Raw genomic sequence first — 25,852 nt, 5'->3', positions numbered from 1 at the left:
GGGTTTAGAGTTTTCTTAAACTTCAAAGCTTTCAACCTCTCCCTGGCCCTCTCCTTCTAGGAGAGGGGATCTTAATTTATGACCAATTTGGACAATAAGCTACCATCTTTTCAGTTGTCATATTCCTTCAAGCTGTTTCCTTACACTTTTTATTTTTTGCTATAAAAACCGACAAAAACCTCTGTCCAGGCTTTACCTTCATCGGTTGACGATTGCCAATGTTGTTTTACTCGACCATCTTTCATAGGCGTCCAGGAAATTTTATGCAGTACCTGTTTCCCTTCTTTGTCAGGACGATATCCTTTTAATACCATTTTGTTATTGTCCAGCGAGCCGTCCAGATAGAGAACGCCGCCATTTTGATCAACCCAGGTTTGGTGCCATTTTTTTTCCGCCTGATCATAAAAATTGTAGCTTACACCACTGTTTCCTCTGGCGCTTGTCCAGTTTTCAGAAAGGGCACAACCATTCATAACGGGAAATATTTTATTATGTCCTACTGTTTTTCCACTCGCATTTTTAACCTCCCACTCTCCAATCCAAAAATCAAATTGGCGATATTCATCGGTTGTGCAGGGTTTGGGTGTTGCGGCATAAATCTGGTTGACGAAAAACAAACCAATTAACCATATAAAGCGACGCGAAAGTTGGATTGCATTATGATTAGCTTTTCTCTTATTTGTGCTGGTCATCATTGTCCTCGGCGGGTTTTATTTTGTTGATTTTATAGCAGACAATATTCTGTAACGCGAATTGAGTGTTCTGAAAGACTGGAATTTTGGTTTCAAAAATAGAAGGTATGTTTTTCTTAACCGATCTATCATTATTCTATGATGTGTTGTTAAATAGGTTTCAGCTCTTAATGCATGCTGCGATATGAATGCTTGTTCTAACCAATACACTAAAAGGAACTGAACAATTACCGCTATCAAGTCACCGACAACTTCAGATGCTAACATTACCAATAGCAAGATGAAAAGCAGCCTGAGTAAATTTGACAGTAAAACGGCGATCGCAGTTGTTGTTGCCAATATGATTGGTACTGGCGTATTTACCAGCCTCGGTTTTCAATTAATTGATATTCAATCTGGATTTGCACTATTGATGTTGTGGGTTGTCGGCGGTGTTACTGCACTTTGCGGCGCATTAACCTACGCAGAGCTCGGTGCAGCGCTGCCAAGAAGTGGCGGAGAGTACAATTTTCTTACGCGTTGCTATCATCCGGTTGCCGGTTTCATTTCCGGCTGGATTTCATCAACGATTGGGTTCGCAGCACCGGTTGCATTGGCGGCAATAACATTTGGTGCTTATCTATCTTCAATTTTTTCGCAGCTGTCAAAAAACGGATTAGCGGTATTGCTGATTATCGTTTTGGCTATTGTTCATGGGAGCAATCGAAAAAATAGCGGTGGGTTGCAGTGGTTATTCACCCTGATTAAATTGTTATTAATCGGTGTATTTTGTGTTGCCGCAATAGCCCTGGTTGAAACGCCCCAACCAGTGAATTTTTTGCCCCAATCGTCAGATCTGAATGCGGTACTAAGCGGCGCCTTTGCAGTTTCTCTGATTTATGTGAGTTATGCATACAATGGGTGGAATGCCGCCACTTATCTTAGTAGCGAGCTGGAACGACCGCAGCAGAGTCTGCCGAAAATTTTATTGTCCGGTACCTTGTTAGTAATGTGCTCATATGTAGCACTCAATTTCGTTTTTCTGTACTCAACGCCGATGGAAGAAATGGTCGGTAAAGTAGAAATTGGATACGTGGTCGCCCAGTCTATTTTTGGAGAAACTGGTGCGGCATTAACGGGAGTGGTAATGTCATTACTGTTGATTTCAACAGTCAGCGCCATGACGATGGCTGGGCCGAGAGTGTTGCAAGTGATCGGCGAGGATTTTTCTGTGTTCAAATCCTTAGCTGTGGTTAATCGTCATGGCATACCGCGACGCGCGATCTATTTCCAATCTGCGTTGGCGGTTATTTTTGTTGTTACCTCAACATTTGAATCGATCCTGGTTTTTTCAGGATTTGCGTTGGCACTTAATAATTTCTTTGCCGTTTTGGGCATTTTTATTCTCAGGCAAAAGCAACCAGATTTAAAACGGCCTTACAAGACTTGGCTATATCCGTTACCGCCAATTATTTTTTTAGTGCTAATCGGCTGGACATTATTTTATATTTTGAAAGAGAGACCACAAGAAGCCATCGTGAGTCTGTTGGTGATAAGTTTAGGTGTGCCGTTTTATTTATTATCGAACAAGCTAAGTTTGCAAGATAATTCAGAAAAATTAAAATAAGTTTAACTAACGGCGCGTACAATTGAAAGAAGCAATTGCCAATGTACTTTTTATTTATTAAAACTAGAATCTAACCAGATAGACTGATATTTTGGATTGTTCTTAATTTTTGTTAACGCGCGATTAAATTGACTAACAAAGTTTTTACTCACTGTTTTTTTACTAAAGATAAAGCAAACTTCTCTGCCAGTTGTTCTAATTGGAAGCGGTACAACTTTTTTAGTGAGATCCTTACTGCGTAATTTATAAGAAATCACAAAAGGATCTTCTAGAAAACCGTCAATTTCCCCTTTGATTAATTTCGAAAAATTGTCTTCAGCAACTGCAGAATAGGTGAGTAAATAATTATATTGATTATCCGATTGCCAGGCTTCTACTTCTTCACCATAGAGATACTGTTTGGCCAACCCTAATTTAAAATCAATTAATTTTAACGCGTTAATTGTTCCGGCATTATACTTTTCAACGTCCTCCATTCGCACAAATACGGCGAAGGAATCCTGGCGATAAGGGTTAGAAAAGTGGGCGAACTGTTTCCTTTTTTCGCTAGGTGTCGCGTTAGCGGTAAAGTCGACTTCTCCAGTACGAATTTTTTCAAGGTTGTCATTCCAACGACCTTTGATGAAGTTTATGTCACAATTTAAACTTTCGGCAATAGCTTCAACCAGATCAATTTGTAACCCTATGATTTTTCCACGTTTATCGAGATATTGGAGCGGTTTCCATTCAGTCCAGCCGTAGTTTAATTGACATTTTTTTGAATGAGCCTCCGCCGAAATTGATGCAGTGGAAATACTGGTTGCGGCCACCTTTATGCTTAAGGTAGTTAACAGAAATAATAATGGAAAACTAAAAATTCGAACAAACAACGGCATACCTTGCTGAATCATGGGTTTTCAATAAGCTTAGTCAAATATTAGCGATCTGCCAATTCGCCCTTATATACTGGGGTCGCCAGTTTAGAGCGAGTGAATTCACTGCTAAAATTTTGGTGAGATAATTTTAGCTTCTTAGTGAGATCTGCAGGGAAGCCATAACCAGTTATCGTTAAAAGAACATTAGTCGATTCCGTGCATCAGCTTTTTGATAAATGGCGTCAGCAAGAAATATACTAAAGCAGTGGCTAACCCAATCTTGGCAGATAGAATAAATAAATCCTGGTATTTACCAAGCGCTTCTCCGACGTCCGTTATTTTTCCACCATGTGTTTCAATGGCGGAAAGTTTGCTGAGTTCTGCCGCTACAATTTCTGAATAAGATGTTCCTAAAAACCAGGCCCCCATCATTAAGCTAACAATTTTCTTAACCGATAATTTGGTCACTGCAGATAGGCCAATTGGAGAAAGTGATAATTCCCCTAACTCCAAAACAAAATAGGCACCGATTAAATACCATACGCTGACTAATCCTGCTTCATTGGGTGACATGGTGCCCCAGGCTAAAACCGCAAATGCCAGTCCTGCGAAAGCGAGCCCAATTGCGAATTTAAGTGGGGTGCTCGGATTAAGGTTTTTCCTGGCTAGTGCAGGCCATAACCACGCGAAAAATGGACTTAATAAAATAATGAACATTGCGCCGGTTGAAGTGAGTTGTCCTGCTGTCCACTCAAACCCAAAGGTCGTTCTGTCCATCACTCGATCAGAAAACGCAAGCCAGGAAGAATAGGTTTGTTCGTAAAGCGAGAAAAATAATAATCCTCCGATGATAAAAATAAAAAGAGCAATCATCTGTTGGCGTTCCGCTTTGTTGCAGTATTTTACCATATACCAGGTAATACTAATTCCTGCGACAATTGCAATACTATGAAGAAACCAGACAACTGGAGATACTGCTGGTAACCAGCCGATAAAAGCGATAGTAAGAGAATGGGTTTGAACTAGTAGCCATACTACTAACAACCCAACCAGCGAGCCAAAATAAATCCAGTATTCACGAGGAATTCCTGCGATTTTTTGTTTCAATAACTCTGGGTTTTTGGCTTCAGCGTGGCCATATAAGTATTTTTGCCCGCTAATAAAAACGATAAGTCCCGCAAACATTCCAATGCCGGCTAATCCAAATCCATACTTCCACCCATAAGTTTCGCCAAGGTAGGCGCAAATTAACGGAGCAATAAAAGCACCGACGTTAATCCCCATATAGAAAAGCGTAAAGCCGGAATCCCGTCTCGGGTCATTCTCTTTGTATAGCTTGCCGACGATAGTCGAAATATTGGGCTTTAAAAAACCGACGCCCATGATAATCAGCGCGAGTGACAGGTAAAAAAACTGTAGTGCAACTTCATCTCTCACTAACTCACCGTTCACCAGCGAGGCTTTGTGTCCCTCGTAAGCCATGCCGATATGTCCGAGAACAAGAAGTATTGCCCCGAAAATAACTGACTTACGCATACCTAGATATCGATCAGCTAAGATCCCGCCAACAATGGGTAATGCATAGACTAATGCACCGTAAGCGCCAAGCAGGTTGTAACCGTGTTCGTCGGTAAATAGGTGATACTTTATAAGGTAGAGAAACAACAGGGCTTTCATCCCATAAAAGGAAAAGCGTTCCCACAGTTCGGTGAAGAAGCAAACGTAAAGCCCTTTAGGATGCCCAAGAAATTCGTTTGTCCGCTTGAGGCTTGGCTCGGCACTTACCTGATTCATTTTCCTCTCCTGCTGACTCCACTTTTGTTATTCAAATCACATGCTCAACTGAGTCCGAAACTGACTTTGAATTTATTGTTATTGTACGCAGTGTATTCTATCGACTAATGTCTAGTAAAGCGATGATTGCAATGGGTTATACTAAAGCAGCACACACATAGTAGCGAGCAGTGTTTTTTAAAAGGCTGTTTTTGCGACGGATATTTCTTTTTCTATCTAAAATTAACGAGATCACCCGTGGACCAACAACTAGTTAACGCTTACCGAAATGCGCACTATGTGGTCGAAGATAGCGGACAGAAAATAGTCATTAAAGTTGGTCAGTCCTCACATTATCTCGATGCTCTGCTGAAGCGTTTCCAATGCCGTTGTGCGGTTTTTATCACAGCGAGCAACCCAAGAAGTATGCTTCTAAGTGAGCAGGAGAATCGTGACAATAATGATCGTTTAAAACAGTATCTGAGCAAAAATAATTATCACTTCCTGTGTGGATTTGGTGGGGGCCCTGGCGGCGACTGGCCCGCAGAAAAAAGTTTCCTGGTTTTCGGAATGACATCTGATTCCGCAGATAATTTAGCGGCCGGATTTGAGCAGAATGCTTATCTTTTCATTAAATTGACAGAAAAAGTTCAGTTGAGAATAGTCGAACAGATTGCGAAGGGTAAAACAGTTTGATTTTTTGAAAAAACTTGGTGGTTACGAACAGGAAAGGTTAAGCAGGCCCTGGAGTCAAGCATTACTTTATTTGATAACATTTTGTAATTGAGATTACCAGTTTGAGAAGCTTCAGTTATAAATCTCAAAATAAGATTCTTATTGTCTATAATTGAAGTTACCGTTGTTGAAGGGATTCTCCGCGAAACCGTTGTTCAACTACGAGGAGGGGCGATGACTGATCATCAGGACGACCTGAAAAGAAAATTGATCAGGAATTCTGACGAGGGTTACAAAACGCTTTTATCGGTTTTAGATGCTATACCTGAAATGGCTTTTATATTATCTAAGGACGGCGAATATCTGGATGTATTTGGATCTCACGACTCACTCGTAGCCGGCGGTTCAAAAGATATTGTTGGAAAAAATGTTCATCAAATTATGCCCGAGGAAAAGGCTGATTTTATTGTTGAAACAATTCACAAAGCGCTACTAGAAAAACGTAATGTTGCCGTTGAATATGAGCTGGATGTACCTAAAGGGAATTGTGTTTTTGAAGCCGGTGTTGCACCTTTGGATAAGCCTGACTATGACGGTGAAGCCGTTATCTGGTTTGCCCGCGATATTACCAGTCGAAAAGAAGAAGAAGACAAACTTCGTCATCTTGCCTTTAACGATCCTTTAACTGGTTTACCTAATCGGCGACTTCTCGAACAACGCTTAGATGAAGAAAATGCGCGTTGTAATCGTCATCATCAGGTGAGCGCAGTTTTGTTTATTGATCTCGATGATTTTAAATTGGTCAATGATGAGTTTGGGCATCGAGTGGGCGATGAGGTTTTGGTGGCAGTATCAAAGCGACTGGAAATTGCTATTCGAAGAGATGACTTTGCTTGTCGACTGGCAGGTGACGAGTTCGTTATTTTGTTGTCGATGGTTGGGAGTGGACTAGCGCAGGCAAAAGAAAATGCTCAAGCGACTGCCGAAAACTTACTCTCTATTTTAGATGAGCCGATCAAAACCGAGCAGGGAGTCAAAACGGTTTCCGCAAGTATTGGCATTAGTTTTTTACCTTGCAATCACAGCCAATCTGAAATCATTATTAGCCAGGCCGATAAAGCGATGTACATGTCCAAGCTGAGTGGCAAAGGAAAAATTTCGTTTTATGAAAAAAACTGAGTTCGAATGTTACCTGTGATGTTCGAGTCACATCAGAAAAAAAACTTATCGCAAATTGTCCTCCTTTATTTTTTGTCTAGTTCTCGCTTAAACTTATTGCGCCGACACTTTGCTGCATTCTTTATCCCAAATAATTAAATTGGAATATTATCTTATTGATTAAGGAGATTAAATTTTAAATTGTTCACAAAAAGATTGGACTCTATCTTAGGTACTATAATAGTCTTCGCCAAGGGATAGGTTTTTAACTTAAAGAAAGCTATAAGGAAATACCATGAAGCTACTAATTCAATCGTTTCTGGGCTTGGCTTTAATTTTATTTTCCGCCAGTCATTTATTCGCTCAGAGTTTTCTGAGTTACGCCGCTAATACCAAAGATAATGTTTTACGTGGGATGATCACTCGTCATTATACGAAAGTCATGGACCCATCTTCTTGTGAATTTATACATTCGAATGTTCTTGCGCCAAGAGGCGACCAATGTGAACCAATAATCGCAATTGTTCCGCCAAATTATCCAGAAATTCATTATTTTGCCAATGACTCCCACGGCAAACTCATCAAATTTCAGGCTTCCAATAGTAATAATGGGTTATTGATCAAAAAACTATCTCTAAATAGCAATGATATTGAGTTATCTCGTATTGTCAGCGAAGGTCGTGCTGAAATTGCTCAACAGTTAATAAGTTTCGCAGAAAATTTCGAAGCCACAAACGGCGGTAATCGAGCTATCCCAAAAGCGAAAATGGTGATTGCTGATAATGATTCTTCGAATAAACCTGATTGCGAGCAAGGTGAAGGTAGTGAGTTGATGGACAGTTCGATGGACGCATTAAAAAATGAGGTTAGTAACTATCTCCAAGAGCAAATAAAGGAAGGAAACTATCCTGTTTACGAACGGCGAGAAAATGCTATCAGGCAAGTCAACGGCAGTTTTAGTATAGGTTCTGGTGGTATCAACGGAACAGTGGGAGGTGGTTACACCTGGACAACTGGGCAGTATGCTGACATTGATTTTAGCGATGGCGGAACGGCTCGTTATGTCTTTCAGGGGCAAGAACCTTATCTGGACCTGGATAATAGCTATACACCACCTAGAGGTGCGCTAAACACTCGATATCGATTGAGTAATTATTTTTCCCGAGCAGGTCATTGGGGGCCACTAACTCGCGTCGGAGAAAATATTTTTGATGAACAAGACGCTTGTTTTTTTGAGGAAATGGAAACTGTTATGCGGTTAATTGCGACACCAATTAGTGATCAAAGAGGAGTTAACGCGGGGTTTGCAGGTCAATGTTCAGGTGGGAATTCCTATAGCGGCGATATGGTCACATTTAGTTATTGGACACAGAGCGCGACCTGGGCCAACGGAACTATCGTAATTACGATGAAAAAAGTAACTGTGACTTATCCTCGTGCTACTTATACTGAAATGTGTCATTAGTTGAATTAGTCTGAACACTATCTGACACAATTGAATTTAGTAGTTACATATAATCTGACAGTTTTTAATTTAGCTTGTAGCGGACAATGGCAATTTAGGATTAGGCTGTTACCATCACAAAACTGCCAGCCAATGACCTCAAACTTTTACCATTTTATTATCCGAAAAGCTGACATCCAACTGGCCACTCTCCGGTAAAAGTTAAGTGGGGCACTGACTATTTGAATCCATAACATGAAAAAATGAAAAGCATGCGCAAGCCAACCGGTTTCAACAGAGAGCTAGTTATAGCCATCAGGAACAGTAAAAGAAGATATCGGTGAACAGGTCAATGTATAGGTATTAAAAGTGCCAGGGTCCATTGGGTACCAAATTTTGAAAGTATTACGAACGCGATAACTGCACGACTTTTAATCCGAGAAAAGGCCGTATCGGGAATAGCGTAAAAACCACTTGTCGTAGCTTTCTGCAGCTTACCGACAAATTCGGCCCTCTTAACACTCCCCCCTACCGAGCGCGGCAATAATTCGCTAAGCTAGTAGTAAGATTAACAACTACCCAAACGCAAATGTCATTTCAATCTGACGCTAAAACCGATTACAAGATCGCTTTTACCCTAATCAGCTCCATTCTGGTTGGGTTAGTGGTCTACAATCTGCTATCACAGGTGTCGGGGTTGCTGACCATACATAATTATAAACATCAGTTTTGGCCTTATCTGGAGTTTCTGGTTTTAAAAATTTGGCTTCCCTGGGTTATTATGACGCCACTGGTGATCTGGATCGGTCGCCGCTTTCCGATTACGCCACAAAACTGGTCAAAAGCATTAATATTGCACACGCTTATTTTAATCTCGATATCGATTGTCGAAGTTGGTGTAATCAGCTTCCACTATCATTTTTTTGAAACTATGCCGGAGACCATGAAAACCTATGAACCCTGGCAGCATATTGGTCACTTTCTGTTCGGCGACTCGGTATTTCTGTTTAACTTGATCATCTACACTTTTTTTATCGCGAGCGTTAATATTAAAAACTTCTCAGAGCTCGCCCAACAAAAAGAGTTGGTAGCCACTCAGTTGAGTAACCGTTTGATGCAATCACAACTTCAGACACTAAAAATGCAAATTAATCCGCATTTTTTGTTTAACACCTTAAACGTGATTTCGGTTTTAGTGATGAAATCGGAACAACAACAGGCTAACGAAATGATCAATCGCCTTAGCCGGTTTTTCAGGCAGTCCCTCGAAGAAAGCGAAGGTCATTGGGTTTCGCTCGCCGAAGAGTTAGACCACCTGGGACAATACCTGGCGATAGAAAAGGTTCGATTTGGTGATCGATTAACGGTGATTGAAGAATATGAGTCAAAGGCTATGGGGGTTAAATTCCCCAGTATGTTATTACAACCTTTGGTAGAGAATGCGGTCCAGCACGGCTTAGGTGAAAAAGAGGGCCCTGGTATTTTGACCATTCAATGTCAATGTACCGCCGACAAGGTTACAATTAAAATTAGTGATGACGGCGTCGGCTGCAATTTTAGCGATAGCAGACACTACAAAGAAGGGATCGGTATTTCAAACGTTCGTGCCAGACTGGCGCAAATTTATCCTAACCATCATCGATTTGAAATAAACAGTCGCCCCAGCGGTGGCGTTAAAGTGACTATTGAAGTACCAGTGACTCCACCAAATATTGAACTAGTCGAAGCAGATAAATCGGGACATATCGCATGAAAATTCGCGTTTTAATTGTTGATGATGAACCGCTTGCACGAGAAGGTGTACTGCTGCGAATTGAACGCCATACCGATATTGAAGTTGTCGGTGAATGCGGCAACGGGAGCGACGCCATCCGCAGTATCTTGTCACTCAAACCTGACCTGGTTTTTTTGGATATTAAGATGCCCAAAGTGACTGGATTCGACGTGATTAACGCGGTAGGGGTTGAGCGTATGCCCACGGTAATATTTTTAACCGCATATGATGAGCACGCGATCGAAGCATTCCGAATTCACGCTGCCGATTATTTACTCAAACCCGTTGAGGATGAACGCTTTGAAGAAAGTCTGGCACATGCGAAAGAAGAAATATTTAAAAACCGGATATCCAATCGTGGCCAGCAACTCAGTGAGCTATTAAACGCGGCCTTGCCCGCTCCCCCGCTCGCCAACCAGGGCGAAAGTCAAACACAGGATCGGTTAGTTATTCGTTCGGGTGGTCATGTCTATCTATTAAAAGCGGAAGATATTTATTCGATCAAAGCCGAAGGTGACTATGTGAGCGTCCATACGTTAAAGAAAACGCACCTGGTCAGGGAGACAATGAAAAATATGGAACAGCGGTTAACTTCGCAAGGCTTTCAGCGGGTTCATCGTTCTTGCATCGTTAACTTGGAATATGTGCGCGAATTGATTGCTCAGGATAGCGGCGATTACCAAATAATCTTACGCGACGACACACGAGTAAAACTAAGCCGAAATTATCGCGACGCACTCTATGAGCGACTGAATGCGCTGGGTTGATGCGGTTAGTATTTTTATTGACTAATGCCATTTCGCAATTTACCACTGTAGTTAAACGCAATTTTTAGGTCTTAAACGACTCATTATTCATCGTACATTTCTGCTTCTTAACTTGACCTTTCTGAGCCTCAACGATTAGCGACTGCAATTCTCCGATGATTTTTTTAGGATCAAAACTGTCCCCGTCTACGAGTATTGCTATTGCCATGAAAACCCTTGCTGAATTCCAGTCCCAGCCTAAAAACTCGCGCTTCAAAATAATAAGCCTGAGTTCGCTAGTTTTAATTGTCGTGGTTGTTCTATTCGCTGTGAATCAATCAGAACAAGCGCAAGCGACGATCGACGCGAAAAATATTTATATCGGTCAAGTTAAATATGGTGAACTGATCCGCGATGTTCGCGCGCCGGGAAACCTGGTGCCTAATGAAAAACAATGGCTTTCAGCAAGGACTAACGCACGTGTGGTAAAACGTATTTTATTACCCGGCGCTCAGGTAGATCCAAACAACGTGATATTGGTTCTAGAGTCGCCCGACCTGGTGCAACAACATAAACGCGCCCAGCTAGATCTCAAAGTGGCCCGAGCGCAACTTCACGCGCTGGTGGAACAACAGAAAACTGCACTTCAGGAACAAAAGGCTAGCGTCAAACTATTAGAGATAGAAAAAAAACAAGCCATTCAGGACTTGTCTGCCAAACAAAAACTACACGCCGAAAAAGTAATTCCCGACTATCAATATGAGGAAGCCGTTTTGCGCCGTGAACAGCTGACTCGCCAGTTGGAAATCGAACAGTTTCGCCTGCAGCGATTACCTGCATTACAAGAAAGCTTATTAAACGTAGAAGAAGCTCGCATTGCACAGCTGGAATTACAAGTCGAACTATTGACTGACCAAGTAGATTCATTACAAGTAAAAGCCGGAATGGGCGGCATATTGCAAAGCGTGTCTGTGGAAGTTGGACAGCAAGTCACAATGGGCACGCAATTAGCGGAAGTCGCCAGCCAGAAAAACCTCAAAGCCGAGCTCAGAATCCAGGAAGGCCAGGTAAAAGATATTCAGATCGGGCAAAGCGTCATTATCGACACACGACGCAGCAAAATCCAGGGAAGTGTTTCCCGCATCGACCCAGCAGTAGTTAATGGCACTGTGACAGTTGACGTTATTTTACCGGCACAATTACCAACGGAAGCGCGTCCCGACCTGCGGGTGGAAGGTAGGGTCGAAATCGAGCGCCTTGAAAACGTTCTGCTTGTGGATAAGCCGGCCAACTGGCGCCAGTCCTCTAACGCTTTTCTATTCAAACTCGAAGATGAAACCGTCGCGGTGAAAACGCCAGTGACATTCGGTGCGAGTTCGGTTTCGAGCGTGCAATTACTCACCGGGATCAACGCCGGCGAAAAAGTGATTCTTTCCGATTTATCGCAATACGAATCAGTTGATAAGTTAGATATTTATTAATGAGATCTGTAGACAACAATTTTTTACCCGAGCAAAACCACATATTTTCTCCTTTATTTTTTCACTTTTATTTATTTGAGGAAGGCCAATATGACGAAGAATCAACCTATTATCGAGATTAAAAATCTGAGTAAAGTTTTTCCTGGTGAAGGTGTAACGACTTCTGCGTTGGAACAAGTTAACCTTTCGATCAATCAAGGCGACTACCTCTCGATCCAGGGACCTTCGGGCGGCGGTAAGTCTACGCTGCTTTCAATCATTGGCTTACTCGACAAACCGAGCAGTGGCGACTATACCATTAGCGGCGTAGAAGTCAGCCAGCTGAGCCAGGCGCAAATTGCAAAAGTCAGAAATAAAGAAATCGGATTTATATTTCAGGACTTTAATTTAATTGGCGATATGACTGTCTGGCAAAACGTCGAGCTACCGCTAATTTATCGCGGTGTAAAAAAAGCCGAGCGACATCCACTTGTTCAGCAAGTACTCGAAAAAGTGAATATGCTAGAACACGCACGTCATTTACCCACCCAATTATCCGGTGGTCAACAACAAAGGGTTGCGGTTGCCCGAGCGATAGTTGGTAGTCCATCTTTACTTTTAGCTGACGAACCGACGGGTAATTTAGATTCTAAAAACGGCGACTCGGTAATGCAGTTATTAGCCGAGCTTAACCGCGATGGTGTAACAATTTGTATGGTGACACACGACAGTCGCTACGCTAATTTTGCTAAGCGCGTCGTTCAATTGGTCGATGGCCAGTTAGCGGAATCGAGCGACCAATCTCACTTGGCTTCTGTGACTTCAGGTACAGTGAGTGAGTCTGTTACGCCTCATAGCGTCGTAATAGCAACAGCTGAGGTGAGCTAATGGAAAATATCGAACTCGACATCCGCTACGCACTTGGCCGATTTCGCGCCCAACCCATTTCAACCCTGGTAATCGTACTAATGCTAGCGTTAGGGATTGGCGCGACGAGCGCAATATTTTCGGTGGTTAATGGTTTATTGCTACAGGCGACGCCTTTTGACGATAGCGATCGCCTGGTAATACTAGAGCAGATAGAGAAAAATACCGGTAGGCGACTCGGGCTTTCCGTGCCCGAATTATTCGACTACCGCGAGCAGTCCAGCAACTTCGAATCGATCGCAGAATACCATAACATGACCTTTACTATGTATGGGCAGGACGACCCGCTTCGCGTCCGAACGGGCGTTGTATCGGCAAACTTTTTTGATATTCTGGGGATCCAACCCATCCTGGGCCGCCTATTTAATACCGATGAAGACGCCATCGGCGCCGAACCACTAGTTATCTTGACGTATGAATTTTGGCAAAAGGAATTCGCTGGTCGCAAAGATATCACTAATCTTTCGGTGGAAATGAATAACCGTGCGCATAAAGTTATCGGTGTGCTACCTCACTTTCCGCAGTTTCCAGATGTAAATGATGTGTATATGGCGGTGCCTTCCTGTCCCTGGCGATCCAGCGAAGGCGCGCTAACCAATCGTGGCATGCGCATGATGAGGAGCTTTGCCAAACTCAAATCCGAGGCCACCTTCACCCAGGTAAACCAGGAGCTGTCCAGTATCTCCGATCGCTTATACCAAGCTTATCCTGACGCTTACACCAACCAGAGCCCTCTCGATGCACAAGTTTTGAGCTTAAATGAAGAACTGGTGAAAGAAAATCGTCCTTATTTGCTCACGCTACTGGCGACGACTTTACTGCTCTTTTTGATCGCGTGCGCGAATGTCACCAACTTAACTTTATCACAACACGCGAAACGTCAAAGGGAATTTGCCGTGCGCGCCAGCTTGGGGGCAAGTCGCTGGCGCTTGGCGCAGCTATTACTGACCGAAAGTATTTTGTTGGCTTTGGTGGGTGGTTTGCTTGGGTTGACCGCGGCATACCTGGGACTCGACTTCCTTAAATCTTTCGCCAGCCATTTTACTTCACTCGCGAGTGAAATTTCGCTCGATACCAACGTGATGTTATTCGCGCTCGTCGTATCAATACTCGCTGGGATTATTTCTGGTCTCATGCCGAGTTTGAGTCAGCCTAATCTGACTAGCGCGCTGAAAGAAGGCGGGAAGGCATCTTTTTCGACTCGCAATGGCGTTGTGCGCAATAGCCTATTGGTTTTCCAATTTGCTCTCTCTCTTACCTTGTTGGTTGGTGCCGGTTTGTCGCTCAAGAGCCTGAATAAACTACAAAACGTCGATGGTGGATTTAACTCAGAAAAGGTTGAAATCGTCCAGATGGATCTTAATTGGAGCGTTTACGAAAATCCGCGGCAAAGGTGGCAGTTTTCACAAAAGCTTTTATCCGAAGTAAAGCAGTTGCCTTATGTCGAGTCGGTTGGGTTAGGCATGACCTATCCCATGGATACCGTCGCGGTAAACTTCGGTAATCTTCGTCAAGCATTACGACTCGACGATCGCGACTACAACCCGGACGATGTTCTAGAAAACGCGGTAACCCGACGGGTAAGCCATGGGTATTTTGAAACCATTGGCGCGCGGCTACTACAAGGACGCTTTATTCGAGTGGAAGATGATGAAGCCGCCCGCAGAGTCGCGGTAATCAATCGCTCACTCGCCGAACACTTGTGGCCCAATAAGAGCGCCATTAATCATCGCATATCTTTTGATAACGGTGAAAATTGGGTCACCATTATCGGAGTAGTCGGAGATATCAAGGAACGTCTTTTGTCGAGTCCGGCAGACTTTCAAATTTATTTCTCAATGGCGCAATTTCCGGTTGGTCACTTTGGGATCCTCGCTAAAACGAAACAAGCGGGAGTCGATTTTACGGCTGACATTCGAGACATTGTCGCCCAACTTGACAGTCGTCAGCCATTATCAAAATCAGAATCTCTCCAACAAGCGGTGGATAATTCGATTTCATTACAGCAATTTGTCACCCAACTTCTCGGCATTTTTTCTGGGCTCGCGCTTTTAATTACCATAAGCGGTATTAGCGGAGTTATGGGCTACCTGGTAAATATCCGTAGCCGAGAAGTGGGTATCCGTATGGCAATTGGCGCAGATAAATCGAGTGTGATCAAACTTATCCTGACGTACGGATTAAAGTTAACCCTGCTTGGGTTGTTACTCGGGTTTATAACTGCGTTTTGCGGCGGAGTTCACCTAACTGAATACTTATTTGAGAGTGAAGCCTTTGATTTGGGTGTTTACGCTACGGCGTTATCGATTTTACTAATCGTATCAATCGTTGCCTGTTTTACGCCAGCCTACAAAGCCAGCTCTATTGAGCCAATGCGAGCTTTGAAAAGTAATTAAATACTAAATATTTACTATAAGTTGCTAAGGAACCTTCGAGTTATTTGAAGGTTCCACTTTGTATTGAATCGTGAATTTCGAGGGATACGGTTCATCCATTTTTTCATGTGTGAAAAAAATTCAAACTAAATACTAAACTGCCCCAAACAAGTTTCCAATTCAACCAGTCGTTCAGTTATTTGTTCGTTTGCTTGCGAAGTTTTTTGGGCTTCTGTTGTTGTCTTTTCCGCGGCAAATTTAATATTGAGTAAATTATTGTTAATTTCTTCGACCACTGAAGATTGTTCTTCGGCTGCTGTCGCTATCTGAATATTTAACGCGGTAATTTCTGTTACTGACTGAGTTGCGTCATCAAAAGCTTGGGCTGTTGCGGTACTTTTCTCTAAACATAACCTGGTATTGTCTGAGCCTTTTTGCATACTTTGAACTGCGTTTTTCGCTTCGCTTTGCAGTGTCTCGACTAATTTCTGAATATCTCCCGTTGAACTTTGGGTGCGTTGCGCAAGGGAACGAACTTCATCAGCGACAACTGCAAATCCTCGTCCAGTATCTCCTGCACGTGCGGCTTCAATTGCTGCATTTAACGCGAGCAAATTGGTTTGCTCAGCAATACCTCGAATGGCATCTAGCACAGTTCCAATACTTTTAGTTTCTTCAGATAGATTTTCGATAACTGCTGAGGTGTTCGAAACTTCTTCTGATAGTTGTTCGATAATAGCTTGGGTTTCCGCCGCTGCCGCTCGTCCTTCAGAAACACGCTGTTTTACTGTTTCTGCAACCTCTGCTGCCTCAGCGGTGTTTTTTGCAACGTCTTGAGTGGTACGACTCATTTCCTCGATAGCTGTTGCTACCATTTCTGTCTCGGCTTGTTGCAACTCAACATTTTTGAGCGTTGCTTGCATTTCTTCCATTGCAACACTTGATGAGCTTCCCAAGGTTGTTGTGCAACCATTAACGTCACCAATAACACTTCTTAGTTTCGTCATAAAACGATTAAAAGCACGAGCCGCATCACCAGTTTCATCTTTTGATGCTTCATCCAGCGACATAGTCAGATCGCCGTCACCATCAGCTACTTCACTTAAACGATAACTCAAGTTTTTAATAGGGTTAGCTATAGATTTGGCGACTATAAAAGGGAGAATGGTGGCGATTAATAAGGAGATCCCAAATACAACACTAATCAGGTTAATTCCATCTTTTTCGTCTTGTTCAGCAGTTAACGCTGATTGCAAGGTAAAATCCTGAATATCGTTTAACATTAAAATAAGTTCTTTATCCAGACTATCGATCAGCTTTTCGATTTTTTTTGCTTCTTCGACGCCAGTATCTAAATTGCCATTTTCAATCAACTCTAATGTCTGAAAAACCTGAGTCTGTACTTCTTCATATTGAATTTCCACTTTTTTCAAACCAGCTAGTAGATTTCTAAACTTATTGGCACCAGCCTCGGAGTGGACCTTATCAATCGCTTCACCGACAAAATCTTCAAGCTGCTTTATTTCTAGCGTTATCTTCTTAGTATCTTCGGCAATCCTGGCCTTTAAATCTAGAAAGTCGGCAAGAGAGCTTTCATGATTTTGCGCCGCATGAAATCCCTTAAATAGCGCTCGTTCTATCAAAATTGCCTGCTGAAGCTGATGCTCGGTGAGTAAGGTAAGTGAGCGACTAATTGGAATGTCTTCTTCAGCAATATCGAAAAGTTCTTCGCCGATTTTAGACATGGTCATCAAACCGATAACGCCGATCAGAATGATGAAGCCTGTTTGTATAAAGCCCATTAAATAAACTTTATGAATTATTTTGAGGTTTGCTAACATAAAAATTCATCCTTTTTTAGAACAGTATAGATAATCAGAATTTTTTTGCAGAAATTAACATCGATTAATGAGAGAAATGATGGTTTTACCTAAAATAAACAGGCGGAAAGCGAGATGCCTACGCTAAAGTCAGGCATCTGGAAATGATAAGAGTATAAGAAAACTGCTAGGGCTTGAAACTAGTTTGAACTTTCTGCTAAGCGATGACAGAGGAAAGTCAACTCTCAATGTTTAAACCCAATGCCAATTATGTTTTTCCATTGCGCCTCTAGGCGTTGACAGGTTTGATGCTTTATACCCCATTGAAATGACTCGAGCATCTGAAATATCAATGAAGTCTGCAGTACTCATTTTAATTAATAATTTATGGGTTCCACCATTAAATGTAATGCTCTGGTTTTGTGCCAACTCTTTTGCTAAAAATACGTTCATATTGTATAGCTTACCGAAAGGGGGCATCGCACCAACTTCGCACTCAGGGAAACGCTCGGCAAACAAGTGTTCTGGAACAATTGAGAGGTCTGGGGTTCTTAGCAATCGAGATAGATCGGTTTGTAACAAAATACAGTTGGCTGGTACAACCACCATTGACATTAGTTGTTCTGAACCAACAACGATAACTTTACTTAAATCCTTTCCTTTGATATGAGCTGATTCTGCTGTTTCCTGCGCAGTGAAACTCGGTTCGTGAGGGACTAGCGTATAGTCAATTAATAACGAGTCGAGATATTCAAAGGGCGTGAGCGTATACATAATTTTGCACCTGAGATAAGAAATAAAAGCCAGCGTGAATTATTAATGTTACCTGATGAAAATGAGATTTGCTTGAGCTCGCGAGCGAAAATATTGCTTTGATAACAATTTATTTTGATGGTTAACACTTTTAGTTTTTTTAGCTATGTAAGGGGGAATATTGATATCTCAAAGTATGATAAAAATATTGAATCATCATGTAATCGGATTAGAAACGCTAGTATTAATATTTTGTTCCAGGTTATTCGTGTAAATTGAAATTTTATTTCTACCGCTGTTTTTTGCACTATAGAGTGCCTCGTCTGCCTTTTTAATCAGCGTCTCTAGTGATGTTGAGTTTTTGTGTGGGGGGGCCGTAATACCAATGCTGATGGTAAATTGAAACTCACTATCTTCTTCAGTAATTTTGAGTTCCGAAATATTATTCATTAACCGTTCTGCGAAGCTTTTGGCTTGGCTCACATTTGTTTCGGGCAATAAAAAAACGAATTCCTCTCCACCAAGCCGTCCGAGTATATCGCTGGCTCTTGATATTTCTTTTGATACTCTACCAAACTCAATCAAAGCCTTATCACCGGCCGCATGGCCATATTGATCATTAATGCGCTTGAAGAAGTCGATGTCGATAGCTAATACGCTATAGTTTTGTTCTTCAACTGACTGCAGCTCATGGTAATAAATACTGGCTTGCATAAAGGCGTTTCGATTCAGTAGCCCGGTCAAGTCGTCATAAGTCGCTAGTCGATGCATTTCTTTTTCAAGCTCATCGATGTCGAAAAACTTCCCGACAAAGAATCGCGCAATCACGTAGGTAATTATCAGAGCGCTTATGGAAGCCGCTAGAAAGTCTGGTACTCTGTAGCTTTGTCCGAGCAGAGTTATGGCGGCGTAATCAAAAATAGTCGTCATAATGACTGCGGCAAGCATTAAGACGAGAATAAATCTCATCAATCCGAGTTTTTGAACAATCGCTCTATGTACGCTTGTTTTCCTTGGTAAAGTTTCCATGTTCAAATGACATTTATTATCTGAGGGAGGTTTGGAAATAAACTTACCGTGTGACTTAGCTATATTCCTAATATTAGGCCTCGCTAATTCAAGTGTAGTTTAGAAATTGCTATTTGTGATATTTTATCTTGATGAGATATCAGGCTAACTTGTTAAAAAAACTCAGGATACAGGCTGGAAAACGGATAGTTGGTCTCGACCACTATGCTTTGCGTGGTAAAGGGCTTGGTCAGCGTTTTTTAATAAGTTTTGCAAAGTATGGGATTGTCCATTGGTTGTGGCTATTCCGATGCTGATCGTTAATTGAATTTTCGCGTTGTCATAGATTATTTCTGCGGTTTTTGCTGCGCTTAGAAGTTTTTCCGCTAATATTTTAGCTTGTTGAAGTGACGTTTTAGGAAGAAAAAAAGCGAATTCTTCTCCACCGAGCCTTCCTGCAAGGTCGCAGGTTTTTGCATGGGTTTTGGCTATGTTACCGAACTCCGCCAACACGTTGTCTCCTGCTTGATGACCAAAAGTGTCATTTATTTTTTTAAAAAAATCGATGTCAATAGCAATCAGACAACAATGTTGCTTGTTACGTTTTGCCAACTCAAATATTGAGTTACAGGATTGAATAAATGCCCGGCGGTTCAGTAAGCCTGTCAATGAGTCATAAGTCGCAGCTTTCTTTTTCTCTACTTCGAGTCGGTCGACCTCATAGAGAATTTCTAGCGTATACCAGGAGATAACCGGCGCAACTAAAAATGGTAGAACGATGGCGCCTATTAAATCCTCTGTTCGATAATCATAATTTAGGATCCAAACAAGCACAACATCCAGTGCCAACGCCATTATCATAGAGAAAGTTGAAATTAACAGCACCAGATAAGGCTTAGGAATTATTTGTATTATTTTTCTCTGTAAATCCATTTTTAGTGCATCGAGTTTAGGTTAACAATCAGATAATGCTACAGCGATATACACTAACAAGTCCTTAAATCAGGACAAATAATTTACTGCGCCACGAATGTGGCGTTTCTTAAAGTAACTTATATATCGCTATATTGAAGTGTAGCAAATAATTACGTCGATATTTCAGAATGGTTGCAAGTTGCAAGTATTGCGGGTGCTATAATTGCGGGGGGCGAAGAAGTTTATAGATGCCAATGCAACTTAATCACCTTTATTGTTAAGTGAGACTGAAAGAATTTTGGCTACTGACAAAGAATTTTTTGGAGGTTTAACTCATTTTCTCCAATAGGTTCGGCTGTTTTTTGCCAGAGTCTTTTGCTTAAGTTTTCTAATGATTCGTTTTTGGAATTGACAAGCCATTTCGCCAGTTCGTAGGCGACGTCTGGATAAGGTTTCGGTGTCTGTAAAGGTGCTTGTAACCATTTTTTTAGTTCCTTATTTGAAAAGTGATGTAATACATGCGCTCTTTCTAATTGTTTAAGCGCTAACGCGTTTGATTGTTGTTCCATTTGATTTTCTAATGGCATCACTAATAATTTATGTCCCATCTGAATTGCTTCACTTGGTAATTCAAATCCTGCTGCAGTGATAATGCCACCACAGCTTTTCTGTTTATCTTGAAAGTCTGACCGTGAAAAGTGGTAAAAGTTAATATGATTGTAGCCTGATGTTTGATTACTACCATGAAAAATATGAAAATTGTAATCATTAAAAGGTGCAAACCATTCGATTAGCTTTTCTGCTTCACAAAAAGGAAAGTAGACTAACACTTCCTTTGGAGAAAGATTGTTTGCGACAATATCATTGTCGATAATTGGCGGTAACAGTGATTCTTCAAAATCGTTCCAGTGAAGCCCAATTCGCTGGCTGCTCGGTGCAAAGTTTTTCAGCACTAAGTTAGCGATAAAATTTTTGCCCGCAATTGGAACTTGTTTTGAAAACGCCATTTGATGAGATATTCCAACTGTTTCTACTTTTCTGAGCTTTGCCGCCCAGGCTGTGACGGGTTCAAAATCGTTGATAACGAGATCATAATCATCAAAACGAACACGGAAAACGTCGCGAAGAAAATGAAAAATATTATTTTTAAAAATCGTAGCAATATAATCGATGGTGCCATTTTTTATCGCGAAAGTCATTCCCCTGTAGACTTGAAAGTCACCAAATGGTTCCATGTCAAAAAGGTCTTCTTTCGGCCTCCCGGTAAATATCCAGTCGACATCAATATTTAGTTTCTTGAAAGCTTTCGCCATAATTCTGGCACGAGTAATATGACCGTTACCGGTTGCCTGAACTGCGTACAATATTTTCATCAAGCGACTCTTGTTAATTGTTCAATTTTTTTAATTTGTTTTCTGACAGCTGTTTTATTCATGCCCGGTTATAAAATGATTGCGCCAGCCAAAAAGCTACATAACACACCAAGCATGACTCCGGCGAAAATATCCCCGGGAAAGTGGACACCTAACAGTATTCGACAAAACCCGATCATTGTTGCCCAAGCGATTGCTAGAATTGCAAAAGCGGGAAAAAAGATCAGTATTTGAACTGCCATAACAAAAGCTGCAGCAGTGTGGCCAGACGGAAAGCTAAATTGATCTGATGGATTGATTTTCGCCTGAAAATTCTGCAAGTAGTCTTGCGGTCGATTTCGCTTGAATTTGTTTTTCAATATCATGTAGAGCGGTACTTCTAGTGCAAAACCAAGTAAGCACGAATAGAAAAAATTCTGATGTTGTTGATAGTCGTAGCCCAGTAATGAAAAGGCGATAATCGCGTACAACCATCCATCGCCGGTTCGCGAGAGCATTCGAACAATCGGCATATAAGTTTTTTTACAGAACTTTCGCTGTACCCACAAAAATGCGTCAGTATCAGCCTGTTGAAATCGTGACTTATTTATACCCATTGTTAGCCACCCTGAAATAATATTCAAAACACGATTGTTTGATTAAGAGTTTGATAGATTTCATAGCAGGGCCAGTATGTCCTGTATGTGTGACTAAAAAATGACCAGTTTGTTAAGCTTATGTGACTTTACCGGTCAATTTATGTGACACAAAATTGAGTCTGGAGAAAGAATAGAACCTTGCCAACGTGTGAATAAAAGCTAACAGCTTGAATGATAAAGAATAATTTTGTTCTTTGAACGAGCGGAAAAGATTATTCGAATAACTTGGTAATTGTGGCTGTTTTTAGCGATAATTGCCGGTCTTTTGATTTGGCAAAATTAGCAAGGTTTATAAATAGGGTTATGTGGTTTAAAAATTTACACCTTTATCGTTTAACGACTCCTTTTGAATTATCCCCTGAGCAACTCGCAGAAAAGCTAGAAGAGAAGCGCTTTCAACCTTGCGCTAAAATGGCTGAAGAAGCTATTGGCTGGGTGTCACCTATTCATCGTTCAAAAGAGTATCTGGTGCATGCAGCAAGCGGTTGTATTTTGATTTGTATGCGACAAGAGCAAAAAGTGATTCCTGCCAGTGCGGTCAAAGAAGAGCTAGAAGAACGAGTATATGCCATTCAAGAAGAAATGGGCCGAAAAGTTTACTCGAAAGAAAAGCAAACACTCAAGGAAGATATCGTAAGTAAAATGCTACCGCGAGCCTTTATTCGTTCGACTCATATTTTTGCTTACGTTGATACTAAGAAGGGATACCTGGTACTGAACGCCGGTAGCGATAAAATGGCTGACACTTTCTTTGAGTTACTGGTCGAGTCAATTGGATCTTTCGGTGCAGTAAAGTTAGTTGGCGGAGAAAACCCGGGTCAGACTCTGAATAGCTGGGTTGAACATGGAATGCCTGAAGGGTGGGAGTTAAGCGGAGATTATGAATTAAAAGATCCGCAAGATGAAAGAGTTGCCAAGTTTAAAGATAATGAAGCCGAGAATATTGTTATCGGCGATCTGATTGAGGATGGGTATCTGGTCAATAAACTCGGTTTCCGATATAAGGGACAACTTCGTGCTGTTATTCAACAAGATCTGTTGATAAAGAGCATTAAGTTTCTAGACGAGCTTTTAGCTGAAAATGATGATGTTGATGGTGAAGACGAACTCGTAAAGTTCGATGCTGATTTCGCGTTAATGACAAAAACTTTGGGAGATTTTATCGATGAACTTATCCAATTGTTTGCGGTTGATGTGAGTGGTTAGTTCAAAATTGTTTTACTCTTGAAATTGAGTGAATGGAAATGTGAATTATGTCAGAGACCTCTCCACTGCGGTGGGCCTGCCCCGCGAACGCAGTGAGTGTTTTGGGTACGGGATGACAAATACTAGTAGACTCGGTAACGAAAGTGAGAAACTGGTCACAGATCAGGAACACTTATTTAGAGAAAAAATTTCCGTTTGAGTTAGCAAATAAAAGTTAACAAACCACGCTCGGCAACGGGATTGTTTTAGTTTACACTGTTGCCACAACGCCTTTTAATTTATTCATAATCTTATGACTGACGAACGTAGACGAGCTATTCGGATTTCTCGACAAGAAACGGTTAAAGTTGAATTAGTAATTGAAGATTCTAATATTCCTCCGCTGGTTTTTGAATGTAATTCTCGGGACTTCTCCAGGCAGGGAATTCGTTTGCATGGTCGCCAACCATTGGAAAAAGATATTGATGTGAATCTTATGGTGCATTTGCAAGAAGAACAAAAAGATTTAAATTTAGTGGGTACGATCAAGTGGGTGACTGAAACCACGGAAAAAGAGTACCTTGCTGGATTGCAACTTTCAGAGAGTAGTGATACTGATATCGGTGAATGGCATCTGCTTTTCAGCGAATAAACACTAATAAATAACAAGCATTAACTCGTATGAACTTCCGCTGAGTTTAAGGTTATCCTTGGCTAATCTCCTAGCCTTAAAATCTAATACTCTAAAAAAATATTTTTTAATTCTAATAATTTGAGCTGTGATTATTAAAAATTATTTCAGCTCATTCAGATTTAATTCGTAGTTCTCGTTTTGAGATTTTTTTCTGAGGTTTTTTCTTGAAACCTGTGTTTTTCGATGCAATTTTTTCGTTTTTTGTTTTTGCCTAAATATTTTTTCTATACTCAATCAGAGTTGAAACGGAAGTACTTCCAATAAATAAAAACATTAAAACTGATTTTCAGAATCGTTGGTTGTTTGAAGTTGTGGATTTGACATGGGAATTATATGGAAAGGGCAGTAAAAGTTTTTTGTCACTTTTTTTTGTGGCTTTTAATTACACATTCCTTATTGATACAAGCAGCCGGTCCTGGCGGCGTTGAAACCAATTTGCAATTATGGCTGAAAGCTGATGCTGGTATTACCGAGAGTGGAGGCAGTATTAGCAGTTGGGCTGATCAGTCTCCAAATGCGAAAAACGGCACCCAGGCAAGCAGTACAGAGCAACCCACCTTTATTTCTAATAAGATGAACTTCAACCCGTCAGTTGAATTCAATGCAACAACTCAAACCGATGGAGATTATCTTGAAGGGCCGGACGGTCTGGGAGTGGATGATACCACGACACTGACAACCTTTTTTGTGATGCAGCAAGACAATGTTGTCGACAGCGTCGATGATTTTTTCACCTTTGCCACTGACGACGCTTCAGGCGATCACCGGTTCGGAATATTTAATAGCGGGACATCCATTGTCATTCGAGATAGCACGTTTGGATGGGTATTTGTTGCAGATGGGCTCAGCGTAAATATTCCTACTGCCGGCGCCCCTATGCTGTTAACTTCATATTACGATGGCGCGACTTACACATTCACTGAAAGTGTATCGAATGTTTCGGCTAGCGACACTGAGACCTTAGGGATTGATGGTGATAACGGTGCAAGTGCATATCGTATCGGACGCGATGCAAACGATAGTTTCGATGGCGATATTATGGAAGTTGCCATATTTGAGCGAACCTTACCTGCGAACGAAATCAATCAGGTTCAAAGTTACCTGGCGCTCAAATATGGTATGACCTTGCCGACCTCAGTTACCAATTACGTGAACAGCGGTGGTTCTAATATTTGGACAGACACAACCTAGTGGAATGATATTTTTGGCGTGGGTCAGGATGACGACTCAACACTGAACCAGAAAGTCTCGCGCTCGAATCACTCAGACGGGATCATTATTCTGGCCAACGACAATGATTTTTCATCGACCAATCAGGACGTTGGTCGAACAGCATTGGGAAATGGTAACTATGCAGTTGTCGGCAACAATAATGGCGCGGCCACTTGGACCTCAACAGGTGCACCAACCAATTTCCGCATTTTATCCCGCCAATGGAAAATTGAAGAAACCGGCACGGTTGGTTCACTCAACATTCAATTTGATGTAGGTGATGGTGACTTTGATGTACCAGCGTTATTGACCGGTTCAAATTATTTGTTGGTACACGATAGTGATGGTGATGCTGACCTGTCAGATGAAACACCATTATCACTGACGAACACTTCAGGTAACTTATGGTCAGCAGCGATTAATTTTGCAGATGGTGCCATTTTTTCACTGGCAACTGCTTTACCAGCAGATGCAACCACCACCACGATTACCGCGGTACCAACAACGGTATTGGCCGATGGTGTGAGCACTTCCACAATCACGGTTCAGGCAGTTGATGCTAACGGTGATAATCTTACCAGCGGTGGTGATACCGTCGGTTTGGCAGTAACCGGAAGCGCGAGTTTAAGTTCAGTAACTGACAATGGTAATGGTACCTATACAGCCACTTTGACTAATACCGTTGTGGAGGTCGTGACAGTTACGGGGACAATTAACGCAGCGGCGATTACCGATAATGCCGCTGTGTCGTTTCTGTCTAGTGCGCCTGG

20 protein-coding genes and 1 pseudogene are annotated in these 25,852 nt (G+C 41.7%); 12 read left to right on the top strand and 9 right to left on the bottom strand.

The annotated features are described in order from the left end of the window. Positions 1 to 149: 149 nt before the first annotated feature. Entirely contained in the window at positions 150 to 695 is a 546-nt protein-coding gene (locus FLL46_RS13730) for a hypothetical protein (RefSeq protein WP_142894307.1), read from the bottom strand. A 277-nt stretch (positions 696 to 972) separates the two neighbouring features. On the opposite strand from FLL46_RS13730, the gene FLL46_RS13725 reads away from it, so the two are divergent. After that, entirely contained in the window at positions 973 to 2,298 is a 1,326-nt protein-coding gene (locus tag FLL46_RS13725; protein WP_142894305.1) for an APC family permease, read from the top strand. A 50-nt stretch (positions 2,299 to 2,348) separates the two neighbouring features. Here FLL46_RS13725 and FLL46_RS13720 read toward each other — a convergent pair whose 3' ends face one another. Both FLL46_RS13720 and FLL46_RS13715 read right to left on the bottom strand, forming a co-directional pair. Continuing rightward, positions 2,349 to 3,188 (bottom strand): substrate-binding periplasmic protein, encoded by an 840-nt coding sequence (locus tag FLL46_RS13720; protein WP_142894303.1) that lies wholly within the window; start codon positions 3,186 to 3,188, stop codon positions 2,349 to 2,351. Positions 3,189 to 3,356: 168 nt separating this feature from the next. Beyond that, entirely contained in the window at positions 3,357 to 4,946 is a 1,590-nt protein-coding gene (locus tag FLL46_RS13715; protein WP_142894301.1) for a peptide MFS transporter, read from the bottom strand. Positions 4,947 to 5,183: 237 nt separating this feature from the next. Between FLL46_RS13715 and FLL46_RS13710 the strand changes: the two genes are divergently transcribed. From FLL46_RS13710 to FLL46_RS13675, 8 genes are all read left to right on the top strand, one after another. Next, the gene (locus FLL46_RS13710; protein ID WP_142894299.1) at positions 5,184 to 5,621 is read left to right on the top strand and encodes a DUF3293 domain-containing protein; all 438 of its coding nucleotides are present in this window, start codon (positions 5,184 to 5,186) and stop codon (positions 5,619 to 5,621) included. A gap of 141 nt (positions 5,622 to 5,762) precedes the next feature. Further along, positions 5,763 to 6,779 carry a GGDEF domain-containing protein gene (locus FLL46_RS13705; RefSeq protein WP_142894298.1) on the top strand — a complete coding sequence of 339 codons (1,017 nt, stop codon included), beginning with the start codon at positions 5,763 to 5,765 and terminating at the stop codon, positions 6,777 to 6,779. A 274-nt stretch (positions 6,780 to 7,053) separates the two neighbouring features. Beyond that, a complete protein-coding gene (locus FLL46_RS13700; RefSeq protein WP_142894296.1) occupies positions 7,054 to 8,223 on the top strand; it encodes a hypothetical protein in 1,170 nt (389 codons plus the stop codon). Positions 8,224 to 8,791: 568 nt separating this feature from the next. Beyond that, the gene (locus FLL46_RS13695; protein ID WP_142894294.1) at positions 8,792 to 9,955 is read left to right on the top strand and encodes a sensor histidine kinase; all 1,164 of its coding nucleotides are present in this window, start codon (positions 8,792 to 8,794) and stop codon (positions 9,953 to 9,955) included. Continuing rightward, positions 9,952 to 10,743 carry a LytR/AlgR family response regulator transcription factor gene (locus FLL46_RS13690; protein ID WP_142894292.1) on the top strand — a complete coding sequence of 264 codons (792 nt, stop codon included), beginning with the start codon at positions 9,952 to 9,954 and terminating at the stop codon, positions 10,741 to 10,743. The genes FLL46_RS13695 and FLL46_RS13690 overlap by 4 nt, the downstream gene beginning before the upstream one ends. 308 nt (positions 10,744 to 11,051) lie before the next feature. Next, the gene (locus FLL46_RS13685; RefSeq protein WP_168204160.1) at positions 11,052 to 12,203 is read left to right on the top strand and encodes an efflux RND transporter periplasmic adaptor subunit; all 1,152 of its coding nucleotides are present in this window, start codon (positions 11,052 to 11,054) and stop codon (positions 12,201 to 12,203) included. A gap of 90 nt (positions 12,204 to 12,293) precedes the next feature. Continuing rightward, a complete protein-coding gene (locus FLL46_RS13680; protein WP_142894288.1) occupies positions 12,294 to 13,070 on the top strand; it encodes an ABC transporter ATP-binding protein in 777 nt (258 codons plus the stop codon). Continuing rightward, complete coding sequence (locus FLL46_RS13675) at positions 13,070 to 15,505, top strand: ABC transporter permease (RefSeq protein ID WP_142894286.1); 2,436 nt, start codon at positions 13,070 to 13,072, stop codon at positions 15,503 to 15,505. The genes FLL46_RS13680 and FLL46_RS13675 overlap by 1 nt, the downstream gene beginning before the upstream one ends. Before the next feature lie 125 nt (positions 15,506 to 15,630). Here FLL46_RS13675 and FLL46_RS13670 read toward each other — a convergent pair whose 3' ends face one another. From FLL46_RS13670 to FLL46_RS13645, 6 genes are all read right to left on the bottom strand, one after another. Then, positions 15,631 to 17,325 (bottom strand): methyl-accepting chemotaxis protein, encoded by a 1,695-nt coding sequence (locus FLL46_RS13670; RefSeq protein WP_210418705.1) that lies wholly within the window; start codon positions 17,323 to 17,325, stop codon positions 15,631 to 15,633. Positions 17,326 to 17,556: 231 nt separating this feature from the next. Then, positions 17,557 to 18,078, bottom strand: coding sequence for an aminoacyl-tRNA deacylase (locus tag FLL46_RS13665; protein WP_142894284.1), 522 nt, complete (start codon positions 18,076 to 18,078; stop codon positions 17,557 to 17,559). Positions 18,079 to 18,273: 195 nt separating this feature from the next. After that, complete coding sequence (locus FLL46_RS13660; RefSeq protein ID WP_168204159.1) at positions 18,274 to 19,026, bottom strand: GGDEF domain-containing protein; 753 nt, start codon at positions 19,024 to 19,026, stop codon at positions 18,274 to 18,276. A gap of 222 nt (positions 19,027 to 19,248) precedes the next feature. Beyond that, positions 19,249 to 19,998 carry a GGDEF domain-containing protein gene (locus tag FLL46_RS13655; RefSeq protein ID WP_142894281.1) on the bottom strand — a complete coding sequence of 250 codons (750 nt, stop codon included), beginning with the start codon at positions 19,996 to 19,998 and terminating at the stop codon, positions 19,249 to 19,251. A 284-nt stretch (positions 19,999 to 20,282) separates the two neighbouring features. Beyond that, entirely contained in the window at positions 20,283 to 21,353 is a 1,071-nt protein-coding gene (locus tag FLL46_RS13650) for an MJ1255/VC2487 family glycosyltransferase (protein ID WP_142894279.1), read from the bottom strand. A 68-nt stretch (positions 21,354 to 21,421) separates the two neighbouring features. Continuing rightward, positions 21,422 to 21,949, bottom strand: coding sequence for a phosphatase PAP2 family protein (locus tag FLL46_RS13645; RefSeq protein ID WP_142894278.1), 528 nt, complete (start codon positions 21,947 to 21,949; stop codon positions 21,422 to 21,424). 345 nt (positions 21,950 to 22,294) lie between these two features. Here FLL46_RS13645 and FLL46_RS13640 point away from each other — a divergent pair, with 345 nt between their 5' ends. From FLL46_RS13640 to FLL46_RS27990, 3 genes and pseudogenes are all read left to right on the top strand, one after another. After that, positions 22,295 to 23,197 carry a recombination-associated protein RdgC gene (locus FLL46_RS13640; protein ID WP_142894276.1) on the top strand — a complete coding sequence of 301 codons (903 nt, stop codon included), beginning with the start codon at positions 22,295 to 22,297 and terminating at the stop codon, positions 23,195 to 23,197. A 292-nt stretch (positions 23,198 to 23,489) separates the two neighbouring features. Next, positions 23,490 to 23,828, top strand: coding sequence for a PilZ domain-containing protein (locus tag FLL46_RS13635; RefSeq protein WP_142894274.1), 339 nt, complete (start codon positions 23,490 to 23,492; stop codon positions 23,826 to 23,828). A 375-nt stretch (positions 23,829 to 24,203) separates the two neighbouring features. Next, positions 24,204 to 25,826: pseudogene (locus FLL46_RS27990) on the top strand (Ig-like domain-containing protein); the annotation flags it as partial. Positions 25,827 to 25,852: the final 26 nt, after the last annotated feature.

The sequence above is a fragment of the Aliikangiella coralliicola genome, from assembly GCF_007004725.1.
Lineage (GTDB): Bacteria > Pseudomonadota > Gammaproteobacteria > Enterobacterales > Kangiellaceae > Aliikangiella > Aliikangiella coralliicola.
Note: the sequence above shows the minus strand (reverse complement) of the source record. Positions and strands in the feature narration are given on the sequence as shown.